We start from the raw sequence: 14,204 nt of genomic DNA on the forward strand, positions 1-14,204 counted from the left end.
AATCTTATTTTTTAGTTGTTTTTAAATACTCCAATACTTGTTTGCTGACTTTTTCTCCTGTGAAACCAAATTTTTCATCGAGCACAGTCGCTGGTGCAGAATAACCGAAATGGTCCAATCCGAACACTGTTCCGTTATCTCCAACCAAACCTTCAAGATTTACTGGTAAACCTGCTGTTAAACCAAATAAAGGTTTGTTTTTAGGAATCACGCTGTCCTGATAATCTTTAGATTGCAATCTGAATAATCCTTCAGAAATCACAGAAGCGATGTTCACTTTTAATCCGTTTTGGGACTCTAAAATCTCGGCTGCTTCAAACAAAGTTGCCACTTCAGAACCATTTGCGATTAAAACCACATCTGGATTCTCAACTTCTTTAACGAGATAACCACCTTTTTCAGCCGCTAATGCATCCTTATATCTTGAACCATTAACCGATAAAATATCTGTGATACCTTGTCTTGATAGAATCAATCCGGTAGGCGTTGAGTTATTTTCCAAAGCCATTTTCCAAGCAACACTTGTTTCTGCTGAATCTGCAGGTCGCAAGGCTAAAAAGCTTGGTTTACCGCTATGATTTTTCAATTTTTCCAATAATCGGATTTGAGCTTCTTGCTCCACCGGTTGGTGGGTTGGTCCATCTTCTCCAACTCGGAAGGCATCATGTGTCCAAACATATTTCACTGGTAATTCTTGAATTCCGCTTAAACGAATGGCTGGTTTCATATAATCTGAAAACACAAAGAATGTGGCTACGACTGGAATAATTCCGCCGTGTAATGCCAATCCGTTAGCGATACATGCCATGGTTAACTCCGCAACACCTGCTTGTAAGAAAGAACCTGAAAAATCTCCTTTTTTAAGCGCGTGTGTTTTCTTTAAGAAGCCATCGGTTTTATCACTATTAGATAAATCAGCAGAAGACACAATCATGTTCTCCACCTTACCGGCTAGATAACCCAACACAGCGGAGGATGCCGCTCTAGAAGCCAACCCCGCTTTCTGCTCGATGGATTCAAAATCCAATTCTGGCAACTTTCCTGATAAAAAGAAATCCAATTTATCTGAAAGCTCTGCATTCTCCTTTTTCCAAGTGGAGATTTCCTTTTTCTTTTGAGCTGCTTCAGTTTCTTTTTTCTTGAGAAGATCCTTGTAAAACGATTGAACATCTTCAAAAATATCAAAAGGACTTTCAACTTTAGCGCCTAGATTAAGTAAGGTTTTTTCGTAATCTGCTCCAGAGTTCCCGATGGGCTGACCGTGCAATTCACAGTGGCCTTCAAACATACTTCCGTCTGCTGCAACCGCACCTTTACCCATTATCGTTTTACCGATAATTAGGGTTGGTCGTTCGGTTTCATTATTGGCATCGGTCAGCGCTTTTCTAATCTCGTCATGGTTATGTGCATCAATCGTCATAACGTTCCATCCCCATGCTTTGTATTTCATTTCAGTATCTTCACTGGTCACTTCATCAGTGGCAGTAGATAACTGAATGTCGTTGGAATCGAAGAACATGATAAAATTGCTCAAGCCCAAATGGCCAGCAATTCTACCTGCACCTTGAGAAATCTCTTCCTGAACACCTCCGTCAGAAATGAAACCATAAATTTTATGATTCATCCAATCGCCAAAACGCGCTTGAAGGAATTTTGCTGCAATGGCAGCGCCAACGCCCATAGTATGACCTTGACCCAATGGACCAGACGTATTTTCAATGCCTCTTTTAACATCAACTTCAGGATGACCGGGGGTAATTGACCCCCATTGTCTAAAGTTAGCGACGTCATCTTTTTCGTAATTACCCAACAAATAATATTGTGCATACATCAAGGTTGACAAATGCCCAGCATCCATAAAGAAACGGTCCCTAAATGGCCAAGTCATGTCCGTTGGATCAAACTTGAAGAATTCCGAATACAGGATGTGCATAAAATCTGCACCTCCCATAGGGCCTCCAGGATGCCCAGAGTATGCTTTTTCGACCATGGCTACTGCCAAGGCTCTAATATTATCTGCCGATTGTTGGTCTATCTTTTTGTTCATTTTAGATGTATTGGTTTATGATATTTTCAAACAACTCTTGTTTTCCACTTTTCAATTCTAATTCGCCATTCTCTTGAGCTATCTTATATAAATCATTTAAATCTAATTTACCTGCTTCAAAGTCTTTTCCTTTTCCAGAATCAAAAGAACTATATCTTTCAGTTCTTAATTTTTCATAAGGAGATGATGTAATGATTTTATCTGCAATCAACAAAGCTCTTGCAAAGGTATCTGCACCACCAATATGAGCGTGAAAAACATCTTCTAAATCGGTTGAATTTCTTCTGATTTTAGCATCAAAATTGATCCCACCACCTTGTAAACCACCAGCTTTTAAGAATACCAACATCGCTTCGGTTGTTTCTTGGATGTTGTTTGGGAATTGATCCGTATCCCATCCGTTTTGGTAATCGCCTCTGTTGGCATCCATACTGCCTAACATCCCTGCTTTTGCAGCAGTTTCGATTTCATGTTGAAAGGTGTGTTGTGCTAAAGTGGCGTGATTGACTTCAATATTTATTTTAAAATCTTTGTCTAGACCGTATTCCTTTAAGAACCCAATCGCGGTTGCGGTATCAAAATCATATTGATGTTTTGAAGGCTCCATTGGTTTTGGTTCGATAAAGAAATTTCCTTTAAAGCCTTTAGAACGCGCGTAATCTCTGCACATCGTTAAAAATTGTCCCATGTGGTCCAATTCTCGTCCCATATCAGTGTTCAACAAGCTCATATAACCTTCACGACCTCCCCAAAATACATAATTTTCACCATCTAATGCCATAGTTGCATCTAATGCCAATTTTATTTGACCACCAGCTCTCGCCACAACATTAAAGTCTGGATTGGTAGATGCGCCATTCATATAGCGAGGATTTGAGAAACAATTGGCAGTACCCCACAATAATTTAACTCCTGATGCTTTTTGTTTTTCCTTAAGATATTCAGTAATCGTTGCCAATCTCGATTCTGATTCTTGGAATGTGGCGCCCTCACTAATTAAATCGTAATCATGGAAACAATAGTATCCAAAGCCCATTTTGGTAATAAATTCGAAAGCTGCGTCTGCTTTTTCTTTGGCTGCTTCAACCGCATCAGTTGGTTTATCCCACTCAAAACTTTGGGTTCCTGGACCGAACGGATCGCTTCCCTGTCCGCAGAAAGTATGCCAGTAAGCAATTGCAAATTTAAAATGCTCACGCATTGTTTTTCCTGCAACCACTTGGTCTGGATTGTAATATTTAAATGCTAATGGATTGTCTGATTCTTTTCCTTCAAACTTAATGTCTCCGATACCTTTGTAGTATTCCTTGTTTCCTATAATTGCCATTTTACTAATGATTTAATAAGTTATTATTTGTTGTTTAATATAATTTCTAGTTCTTTTTTCCAATTATTGTAAGCTTCCAAATAAGGCCTTTTGTCCTTGAATGGCATGAACGTCATGACATGGTCATTATCGATAATGCCCTGCCCAAAACTTTCAAAATTACCTTTATGTAAATCGGCTGCACGCGCGGCGCCGATGGCTCCTGTGGTGTTGTAGATTTCTATTTCCTGTTCTATCAGCGTAGCGACCGTATTTGCGAAAATTTCTGAACGGAATAAATTATCGTTACCAGCCCTGATGACACTTGGTTTAATACCATCTGATTTTAAAATTTCCATACCGTAGACGAATGAAAACGCGATGCCCTCTAAAGCAGCTCTACAGATATGACCTTTATGATGATTGTTTAAATTTAAATTTGCGATTCGCGTACCGATTTCTTTATTGTTCAGCATTCGTTCGGCGCCATTTCCAAATGGAATTAAGCACACACCATCAGAACCAATCTTGATGTCGGCAGCCAAATTATTCATCTCTTCATAAGAACTGACATCAAGGTTGTTCAGCAACCAACGATACTGAATACCAGCACCATTAATATTGAGTAATTTTCCTATTCTAGGATTTAACTTTTCATGATTAACATGAACAAAATTATTAACTCGTGTGCTTTCCTTTCCAGATAAATTGTCGGTTACCGCATAGACAACGCCTGATGTTCCACCTGTCGCCGCTACTTCGCCAGGGTTAAACACGTTCAATGATAAGGCATTATTCGGTTGGTCTCCGGCTCTGTAATAGATTGGTGTTCCAGCAGCAATGCCGCTTTCTGCTTCTCCTTTTTCATCCACAACAGATTGCAATCCGAACGTATCCACAATATCTGGGACTAAATTTTTATCGATGCCATAATATTCCAAGAGAAAATCAGCAACCGATTCATTTTTAAAATCCCAAAAGATACCTTCTGAAAGTCCCGAAATCGTCGTGTTGATCACGTTCGAGAATTTGAAAGCAATGTAATCGCCCGGCAACATGAATTTGTAAATCTTTTTATAGATGTCTGGCTCGTTTTCTTTTACCCATTTCAATTTTGAAGCGGTGAAATTCGCAGGAGAATTCAATAAGTGATTGGCACATTTGTCTTCGCCAAGAGCTTCTAACGCTTCGTTGCCTATCTCCACTGCCCTACTATCGCACCAAATGATACTTTTTCGAAGTGGATTCCCAGCTTCGTCCACAATCACAAGTCCGTGCATTTGGTAAGAAATCCCGATGCCTTTAATCTGGGTTCGAGAGATATTATATTGCTTTTTTAACCGTGTGATGGCATTGCAAGCGTGCTTCCACCAATCTTCGGGTTTTTGTTCTGCCCACCCGTTTTTTTGGGCAAACATGGACATTTCTTGCTCCGGTTCTTGGGCAACGCCTATGCTTCGTCCGGTAGCTATTTCAACCAAAGCGGCTTTAATTGACGAACTTCCGATGTCTAATCCTAAATAGTACATAGTTTATAATGAATCTCTTAATATTAATATTGTTGGTATATATTCTTGTAATGGTTTGTCATGTTTGATGAATTCCGCAGCGTGGGCTCCCATTTCCTTAAAGTCAGTTGAGATGACTGAAATCCCTTTATAGATGAATTTTTTCATTGGGGTTTCATTGTAAGACAGAAATCCGACATCCGTTCCTGGCTCAAAACCTTGGGCCTTACATTGTTCTAAAAACAGACCTAAAACTCTATCGCTTACGCTTATATAAGCCTCATTTTTTACGACTTTGAATTCTTCCGGATTGGTAATAATCCGATTTTTAAACTGATGTTCTTCGCAGAATTTCTTGAAATAGGCAAGACTTTCTTTGGGGTGGCTCGTAAACGTTGGATATACAAAAACGAGTTTCTTGTATTTTTTGAAAGGAAGAATCGTTTCAACCAAAGCGTCGTAAAACGACTTTCCAAAATCTTGAAACACATAATTATTTGCTTGAGTTGAATGGATATTCCAATCAATCAACAATAGTTTGTCATTATCGAATTCTGAAAAAATGGATGTTACCTCTTTATGATTAAAGGGCATCACGACATATTTATAATACTTGCCTTTGCTGTTATTGAGAATTGTTCTGAAATTATTGATGTTATAGTGATGAAACTGTACATCTACAATTACATTTTTAGGCAGGTTGTTCACAAAAGAATGATACAGAACTTCCTTATAAGCCTTGAACGTATCCAAGACTAAAAGGACTTTTCGAGTGTCGTTTGCGACATAATAGCCTTTATTAGGAACGGATTCTACCACCCCATTTTCCTTTAGAATAGTATAGGCCTTAAAGACCGTATCTCTGGAAAGATTGTAATCTTTACAGATATTATTTACAGATGGTAAGGCATCGCCACTAGAAATCGTACTGCTAGCAAGCGCATCATTTATGGTATTAACCAACTGCTGATACTTTGGAATATCGCTATCAAAATTAATTTCTAAATTCATTAACCGTTCTGTTCTGTTCTGGTATGTAAAAATAAATATTATATTTATATTTACGTAAAAATTTCAAAATATATTTCTGATGTACATAATTTTGAAATGATTGATTCAAAAAATACAACATCCTAATTAATATCTCAATTGCATCTTAAATTACTTAAAAATGAATCGAATCCTACTCAAACTCCTATCCTTTTATTGTGTCTTCCTTATTACTGGCTGTGAAGAACAAAAGAAGGCTTCAAAGTCAAGAAGTGAAACTTCAAACACTACGTTGAAGAATACTTTTAAGGAGGATTTCTTAATCGGAAATGCCTTAAATGAAGATATGGCATCTGGGAAGGATTCAATTTCTAGAACGATTATTTTGGAACAATTCAACGCCATTACCCCAGAAAATGTCATGAAAGCCGAGCGCATCAATCCTGAACCAGGCGTTTATAATTTCAAACCTGCCGATGACTTTGTTGATTTTGGAAAACAAAATAATTTATTCATTGTCGGGCACACTTTAATATGGCATAATCAAACCCCAGCTTGGTTTTTTAAGGATAACGAAGGACAACCAAAAACTAAAGAGGCGCAAATAGAGCAGATGCGCAAACATATTGAAACTATTGCCGGCAGATACGCTGGTAAAGTAGATGCATGGGACGTTGTCAATGAAATCATAGATAATGATGGCTCTTACCGACCAACCACTTGGGTCAATGGCATTGGTAATGGCGATACTTTAGTGAAAAATGCCTTTAAGTTTACAGAAACATATGCTCCAAACACAGAACTATATTACAATGATTTTAATGCTTGGCGACCTACAAAACGAGATGGAATTATGCGAATGATACGAATGCTACAAAAAGAAGGCGTGAGAGTGGATGGTGTAGGTATTCAAGGACATTGGGGACTGAATTACCCAAAACCGAGTATATTGAGGCTGCCATAGATTCCTTCGCTTCATTAGGTGCAAAAGTAATGATTACGGAATTGGATATCGATGTATTGCCACTAACTAAAGAAGGTCAAATCATTGGAACAGGATTATTGCACCCGCAATATGATTTGGAAGAGTTCAAAACATTTTTAGACCCTTATCAAAATGGTTTGCCAGAAGCTATGCAACAGCAATTAGCTAATAGATATGCTGAACTATTTAAAATATTTTATAACAAACGAGACAAGATAAGCCGAATCACATTTTGGGGATTACATGATGGGATGTCATGGAAAAATGACTACCCAATAGCCAATAGAACCAATTACCCATTACTGTACGACCGCAATAAACAACCTAAAAAGGCATTGGAGGCAATACTTTCCACGAAAGAAGATTAATTAGAGCGAAGGTTATATGTATCAATTTTATATATTGAAACCTTCGCTTAAATAAATACCCTCTAAATATCGGCTTAATTGAGTTTGAAAATCGCGAACGGCCTATCGTTATTTGCGATAAATACATATGAATTGTTTTGTATGGTAACCAATTCCATATGCTTCGCATTTAAATCATTGTAAAAACTGATATCCTTGTAAGGAGTCATTCCGCCTTTGGAATCCCCTAATAAGATATAGCCCACATTTGAATCATATCGAACGGTTTCAACCTCGGACTCATGTATGGCTCCAGAACCAATCACATCTAAATGTCCGTCTTTATTTACATCTGCAAACACATAGGACATGGTAGGACCCAATTGAGCGGTGGTTGGCAAATGCTTGATGACAAATTCACCATTTCCCTTGTTTTCTAAATAGACCGATTCAAATTCAGTGACCTTTTTGTGATAGGAATTCGCGATGACGTCCGCTCCATAAATATCTGTCAAGGTTGAATTTGCAAATTCTTTATACGATTTAATTTTTTGGCTAACAAACGGATTTTGACTTGTGGAACATTCTTTGCCTCTTACTGGCACCAAGTTTCCATGATAGAGTTTGCTCATAATCATATCGTAGTTCCCGTCAGCGTCGAAATTGTTTCCGTAAATATGTAGTGGTTTTTCTTTGGAAGGATGAAATTTGTTATTGCCACCAATGTTACCCACAAAATAATCCATATCGCCATCCTTATCAAAATCTATTTCTGAGATGGTGTTCCACCAACCTTCCGTATCGGTTAACGATGGAATCGCTCTTTTTTCGAATTTACCTTTCACGTTATCAAAAATAGTTATGGGCATCCATTTCCCAACAACCATCAAATCGAGGTCATTATCCCCATCATAATCAGACAAAATGATGTCGTTCACCATACCTACTTCCTCAAAATCCGGTGCTATCGTTTTTGTAACATCCGTGAATTTTCCATTTGAATTGTTAAGAATATACGATTTTGGAGATACCGGATATTTCCCTGGAATCACTCTACCCGCCACAATCAAATCTAAATCCCCATCATTATCATAATCAAATGGTACAACCGCTTTTGTACTGGTTAGCATTTTAGGCAAGTTATTGGACTTCGTAAAATTCCCTTTACCATCATTTAAATACAGCCTATCTTGTAATAAAGCGTCATTTTCATTGAGCTCATAACCTCCACTTGCCACAAACAAATCTAAATCACCATCGCCATCCGCATCAAAAAAGTGGGCGCCATTATCTTCATAGCTTTTATCTGTTTCAAAAATAGTCTGTTGGGTTTTATCAAAAGTTCCTTTACTATTTTGAAGATAGATTTCAGCGGGTTGATTTAGTGCACCTCCTACAAAAAAGTCTATCAAGCCATCCTTATTAATATCCGCTTGCGTAAATGCTGGGCCCTGTTGCGATTGTTTTTGAGGTAACAGCACCTGTTTTGAGAAGTCATTAAACGTATTCTCATCATGTTTGAAGGTAATACCCAATGATTCAGGATCCAATCTTGTAAAATTAGTTGGTCGCTCATACATCGTTTCAGCACCTGATTTCGATGTGCCCTTCTCAAATGTTAGTGTTTGATTCACCTTGACATTTTCCATAGTCGAGATCTTACCATCATTCCAAACGACTTCAATTCTATTTATCATTTCTTCATCACCAACTCCAAAATTCAAAATTGGAGATACGGACGATTGATAGCCTCTTGATAGAAATAATTCTTGATATTGTTGCGTGCTATCGGTATACACTTTAATTTTTGAGCCAATCGCATTGCTGTTTTTACTATCACCAACAAGTTTGATATTTACAAAATTATAGGTCGCATTATTTTGATAGATACTGGCTTCATCTTCAAGATTATTAATGACTAAATCCAAATCACCGTCATTATCCAAATCGGCATAAGCGACACCATTAGAATTAACTGCTTGATTTAAACCCCAATCTTCCATTACACGTTTAAAAGTCAAATCTTTATTGTTTTTGAAGGCATAATTCTGAAGTTTTTCGGAAGGCATATTATCCAAGATCTTGTCAATAGGCATGTATTGCAATGAATCTTGTTTTGAGTCCAAATAATTTCCAAAATCCTGATTTGCAATCTCCCTTTTAATGCCGTTGGTAATAAATATATCCTTAAATCCGTCGCCATCAAAATCTGCTATCAATGGTCCCCAACTCCAATCGGTTTTAGAGATACCAGCTACTTGGGCAACATCACTGAAATAACCGTTACCATTATTTAAATTTAAACCATTGGACATGTAAGGGTAATGAAATCCTGCTTCCACAATCCACCAAAAACCTTCTGTATTCATACTGGCCATATTTTGTTTGCCTCGATTATGGTCTTCTGCAGACATATCCAAAACCATCAAATCTGGTAAAAAGTCATTGTTAATATCCGCAAAATCGGACCCCATACTACTGTATGTGATATGCTTCAGGTTTGTATTTATTTGATTGGAAAATGTGCCATTTTTATTATTGATGTACAATTTATCTGGTGTAATAAAATCATTGGCCACAAACACATCCAACCAACCATCATTGTTATAATCGCCAATGGAAGCACTCAAACTAAACTCTTTATTTACAATGCCACTGTTCATTGTGACATCTGTAAATTTAGTGCCATCATTACGGTACAAGTGGTCAGAGGTTTGAGGATAAAACTCTTTGTCTTCTAGGATTGCTTTCAGGTTTACGGAATTAAGGAAATCGCTTCTATGATTGATTAAATACATATCTAAATCGCCATCTTTATCATAATCAAAAAAGTAAGATTGAATCGAAAATCCGTCATCATCAAGACCCCATTCTGCAGCTTGTTCTTTAAAAGTGCCGTTTTTTTGATTTACAAACAGTTTGTTTCTGCGACGTACGTTATCATTTAATGATGCTGATTTACACACATAGATATCCATCCAACCATCATTATTGATGTCTATCATGGTGACACCTGTCGTCCAACCTCCAGCATCAGCAACATTGGCTTTTGTGGTGATATCTTGGAATTTAAAATCACCTTTATTCAAATAGAGCTTATTCGATTCTTGGTTTGCTGTGAAATAGATGTCCTGTAGGCCATCATTGTTGATATCTGCAATAGCAACGCCGCCGCCGTTGTATGCATAATAATATTTTAAAACGTTGAATTCTGACGTTTCCTCAACCGAATTCGCAAAATGCACACTACTATGTTCACTTGAAATTTTAGTGAAAAGAGTTTCTGCCGTTGCTTGCTTTTTAATTATAGCGTCATCCTTACAAGAATAATTAAGGATAAATACAAAAAAAGCAAGCGTCTTAATTCTTGATAAATACATAAAATTAGGATTCGAAAATGAGGATTCACAAAAATCCGCAACCGTTTGTTTCAAAAATAAATAATGAAAGGCTATTTATTCAAAAAATCACTGTATTTTATTTCTTCTGAAAAATTTTCTGTTTTATTTTAAAATAAAGCCTCTGAAACAATAAATTGTATCACAACAAATTAGTTGATAGTTATTTCAAAATATTTTTTTTGTTCAAAATACAAATCAAGGATTCAATCCAAAATAACCCAATTTATTAAATTGTAATAAAACGGTCTCTGTTGTTTTAATTGGCATTTTACAGGTATTATCTTGGCACATGTAGATATAGGTTTCTCCTTCCACATAACGATTTTTAAGCAAGGGCATCTCACTTTCTACAGTAGAGCCAATAAGCAAGGTATTTGGAATATAATAAGTGTTCAATTGAGTAATTAATGCATTTGCATTAGTTCCTGTAACTACAATTTCAAAATACGGATAGGAAGTATTGAGCATCAAAACGCCCCAATTTCCAAAATTTTGAGGATAGTCTTTAAACTGACTGCTTACCAATGAAACCATCTCTTTGGATTGTTTTAGTAAGGTTTTGTCATAATTGATATGTCCGAGTTCTAATAAATTCTGTGCCATGATCGCATTTGCAGATGGCAAAACCCCATCATCGGCTCTAATTATTTTTGTAATCAATTCGTCTGTCGAACTAAAGGTCAATAAGCCTGAACTATCGGAAAAATCAGCAATGACTTTTTGGTTCAATTCCTTAGCGATATTTAAATAATTTAAATCGAACGTCACTTTATACAAGGCCAATGCACTTTGAATCATAAACGCATAATCTTCTAAAAACACGTCCTTTACCTTACTATCTTTCTTAAAGATATGAACCAGTTTTTTACTCTTATAATTATTCTTAATTAAAAAATCAAAAGTGCTTTTCGCTTTTTGTAAAATTTCGTCATCACCTAACGCCGTGTACGCATCTACATAGCCTTTTACCAAAAGTGCATTCCACGAGGTGATGATCTTATCATCTTTTTTAGGCTGTATTCTCTCTCTGCGTACCTTTAACAGGCTCGTCTTCCATTTTGAAATTTTATTTTGTAATTCGGAAACGGATATACTATTGGAATTGGCAAAATCACTAACGGCCATTCTATTAAAAGGTAGATACTTGCCATCTTTTGAATTCTCTTTATGAATTGAATAAAATTTTGAAAACAATGCGAAATCTGTTCCCAAAACCTTTTTTAATTGAGCATTGGTCCAAGTATAATATTCACCTTCTTTTCCGTTGACATCTGCGTCTATCGCACTAAAGTAACCGCCTTGATCACCCTTCATGTCAGCACTCAAAAACTCGAGTGTTGATTCAATGACGTCTTTGTAAGCAGGATCTTTAAAAACACGATAGGCTTTGGAGTATAAACTTAACAGTTGCGCATTGTCGTAAAGCATTTTTTCGAAATGAGGATATTTCCATTGATTGTCGGTACTATATCTAAAAAAACCACCTCCTATATGGTCATGAATACCTCCCAAAAGAATATGATCCAATGTGTTTTTGATATGCTCTCTTACTTCGGGGTTATCTGCGATGATGGCATAATCCAATAAAAAATTCAGTTCACTCGGCATTATAAACTTTTGATCTCCAAGATTGCCACCCCATTCTTTATCCCAAAGTTTTGATATTTTTAAAACACTCGATTGGATTAATTCCTTATTTATGGATTCATTTTGATTAATTGTCGCATTGCCATAAACCTCTTGAACACCATTGGTCAGAAGCTCTGCATATTGCTCTAATTGCTGCGGATTATTGTTGTACTCTGAACTAAATTTTGATAATATCGCTAACCAACTTTCCTTATCATGATAGGTTCCCAAATACACGGGCTTTCCATTAGGCAATAAAATAGCATTTAAGGGCCAACCTCCTGAGCCATTTACCAATTCTAGCGCCGTTTGATAAATAGTATCTACATCTGGTCGCTCTTCTCTATCTACTTTTATGCTTACAAAGCTATCGTTCATCAATTTGGCAACTTGAGTGTCTTCGAAAGATTCTTCCTCCATGACATGGCACCAATGGCACGACGAATACCCAACACTTAACACAATCAATTGATTGTTCTCTTTCGCAAGCTCAAACGCTTTATCGTCCCAAGGTTTCCAGTTTACAGGATTATGGGCATGTTGCAATAAGTAGGGACTTGTTTCACCTGCTAGCTCGTTTGTATATTCAAATTTTTCTTCTGAAAAAGCATCAGTTGCTAAAACTTCCTTGTTTTTTTGATTTGCATCCTTACAAGTGAATAAGACATTACAAATCACCAAAAATTGAATCCATCTTAAATAGCGCATTATCGAGTTTTAAAACTTGTCTTTAAGTACCTTACAAACATAACGAATAATTTGACGTTCTTGCTTTCACTAAACTTAAATAAACGCTATAAAAATCAGATCACATTTTAACTTGTACATGTATCGTTTTAATTTGTTGATTGTATGTTACACTGGTCTATTACGCCAGTCGCAACGTGTCAATATCACAAAACCATAAAAAAAGATGTATCTTTGAAACCACTAACTAACTGCATATGAAGATTACTAATGAAGTTACAATATATGATATTGCAAAAAAATTAAATTTAGCAACTTCAACTATTTCCAGAGGTTTAAAAGACCATCATACCATTAGTAAAAAAACCGCTCAGAGGATTAAAAAAACAGCGGCAGAAATGGGGTATCGGCCCAATAATTTAGCCGCTAGTCTTCGTGGTAACAAAATGAAAACCATAGGCGTTTTATTACCCACTGTGACACAACCATTCCTTTCTTCATTGATTAGCGGCATTGAGGTGGCAGCGCAAAAAGCGGGCTATACGGTATTGATCATGCAATCCCATGACTCTTACCAAGAAGAAGTTAATTTGACCCAATCTTTATACGATAACCGTGTTAGCGGTGTGATCTGTTCCTTGGCTATGGAAACAAAAAATACCGACCATTTCAGAAGATTTATTGATAATGATACGGCCTTGGTTTTTGTGGATAGAGTTCCGAAGAATTTTGATACATTTCACGTCGTTATAGATAACTTTGATGCAGGATATAAAGCCACTAAGCACCTTATCTCTCAAGGCTGTAAGCGTATTGCACATATTACTGCAGGTTTAGAATTCAGTATTTATTACGAACGAAAAGAAGGCTATTTAGCAGCACTCAAAGAGCATGATCTTCCAATAGAAGACGAACTTATAGTCAAGACAGATGCTATAACCTACGAAGAGGCTGAAAAGGCTTGTAAAAAGTTGTTACAATTAAAGAACCCTCCAGATGGCATTTTTGCTCCTGGCGATATATTAGGAGTAAGTGCCATACAAACTGCAAAAAAACTAGGCATAAAAATACCGCAACAACTAGCGGTCATTGGATTTAACAATGACCCCATTTCAAACATTATTGAACCTAATTTATCGACCATTACACATCCTGCATTCAAAATGGGAGAAACCTCTGCTGAAATTATTCTCAAAAATCTAAAAAGCAAGAAAAAGAAAACTGACATTGTAAAACAAATTACATTCTTAAACACCGAAGTTTTGGTTCGTGAGTCTTCAAAAAAAATATAGTTTTTACACACC

At 36.7% G+C, this 14,204-nt stretch carries 7 protein-coding genes and 1 pseudogene; 2 read left to right on the top strand and 6 right to left on the bottom strand.

Annotated elements, in window-relative coordinates:
- Positions 1 to 4: 4 nt before the first annotated feature.
- The 4 genes from P176_RS0103755 to P176_RS0103770 are packed head-to-tail and all read right to left on the bottom strand — an operon-like array spanning position 5 to position 5,872.
- A complete protein-coding gene (locus P176_RS0103755; RefSeq protein WP_026753447.1) occupies positions 5 to 2,047 on the bottom strand; it encodes a transketolase in 2,043 nt (680 codons plus the stop codon).
- A gap of 1 nt (position 2,048) precedes the next feature.
- Positions 2,049 to 3,374, bottom strand: a complete 1,326-nt coding sequence (gene xylA / locus P176_RS0103760) for a xylose isomerase (RefSeq protein ID WP_026753448.1) — start codon at positions 3,372 to 3,374, stop codon at positions 2,049 to 2,051.
- 23 nt (positions 3,375 to 3,397) lie between these two features.
- Positions 3,398 to 4,882 carry a xylulokinase gene (locus P176_RS0103765; protein WP_026753449.1) on the bottom strand — a complete coding sequence of 495 codons (1,485 nt, stop codon included), beginning with the start codon at positions 4,880 to 4,882 and terminating at the stop codon, positions 3,398 to 3,400.
- Positions 4,883 to 4,885: 3 nt separating this feature from the next.
- Positions 4,886 to 5,872: a GntR family transcriptional regulator gene (locus tag P176_RS0103770; RefSeq protein ID WP_026753450.1), complete on the bottom strand. Its 987-nt coding sequence runs from the start codon at positions 5,870 to 5,872 to the stop codon at positions 4,886 to 4,888.
- Between the two features lie 325 nt (positions 5,873 to 6,197).
- Here P176_RS0103770 and P176_RS19945 point away from each other — a divergent pair.
- Positions 6,198 to 7,204 (top strand): annotated as a pseudogene (locus P176_RS19945) (endo-1,4-beta-xylanase).
- Positions 7,205 to 7,278: 74 nt separating this feature from the next.
- Here the strand turns inward: P176_RS19945 and P176_RS0103785 are convergent.
- Complete coding sequence (locus P176_RS0103785; RefSeq protein WP_026753451.1) at positions 7,279 to 10,563, bottom strand: VCBS repeat-containing protein; 3,285 nt, start codon at positions 10,561 to 10,563, stop codon at positions 7,279 to 7,281.
- A gap of 216 nt (positions 10,564 to 10,779) precedes the next feature.
- Positions 10,780 to 12,921 carry a thioredoxin domain-containing protein gene (locus P176_RS18940; RefSeq protein ID WP_051605392.1) on the bottom strand — a complete coding sequence of 714 codons (2,142 nt, stop codon included), beginning with the start codon at positions 12,919 to 12,921 and terminating at the stop codon, positions 10,780 to 10,782.
- A 236-nt stretch (positions 12,922 to 13,157) separates the two neighbouring features.
- On the opposite strand from P176_RS18940, the gene P176_RS0103795 reads away from it, so the two are divergent.
- Entirely contained in the window at positions 13,158 to 14,192 is a 1,035-nt protein-coding gene (locus tag P176_RS0103795) for a LacI family DNA-binding transcriptional regulator (RefSeq protein ID WP_026753452.1), read from the top strand.
- The last annotated feature ends 12 nt before the right edge of the window (positions 14,193 to 14,204 follow it).

This window comes from Sediminibacter sp. Hel_I_10 (assembly GCF_000688335.1).
GTDB lineage: Bacteria > Bacteroidota > Bacteroidia > Flavobacteriales > Flavobacteriaceae > Psychroserpens.

Bases quoted from the DNA above. Each gene is read 5' to 3' on its own strand.
- P176_RS0103770 (WP_026753450.1), bottom strand. From the start codon at position 5,872: ATGAATTTAGAAATTAATTTTGATAGCGATATTCCAAAGTATCAGCAG.
- xylA (WP_026753448.1), bottom strand. From the start codon at position 3,374: ATGGCAATTATAGGAAACAAGGAATACTACAAAGGTATCGGAGACATT.
- P176_RS0103795 (WP_026753452.1), top strand. From the start codon at position 13,158: ATGAAGATTACTAATGAAGTTACAATATATGATATTGCAAAAAAATTA.
- P176_RS0103785 (WP_026753451.1), bottom strand. From the start codon at position 10,563: ATGTATTTATCAAGAATTAAGACGCTTGCTTTTTTTGTATTTATCCTT.
- P176_RS0103765 (WP_026753449.1), bottom strand. From the start codon at position 4,882: ATGTACTATTTAGGATTAGACATCGGAAGTTCGTCAATTAAAGCCGCT.
- P176_RS18940 (WP_051605392.1), bottom strand. From the start codon at position 12,921: ATGCGCTATTTAAGATGGATTCAATTTTTGGTGATTTGTAATGTCTTA.
- P176_RS0103755 (WP_026753447.1), bottom strand. From the start codon at position 2,047: ATGAACAAAAAGATAGACCAACAATCGGCAGATAATATTAGAGCCTTG.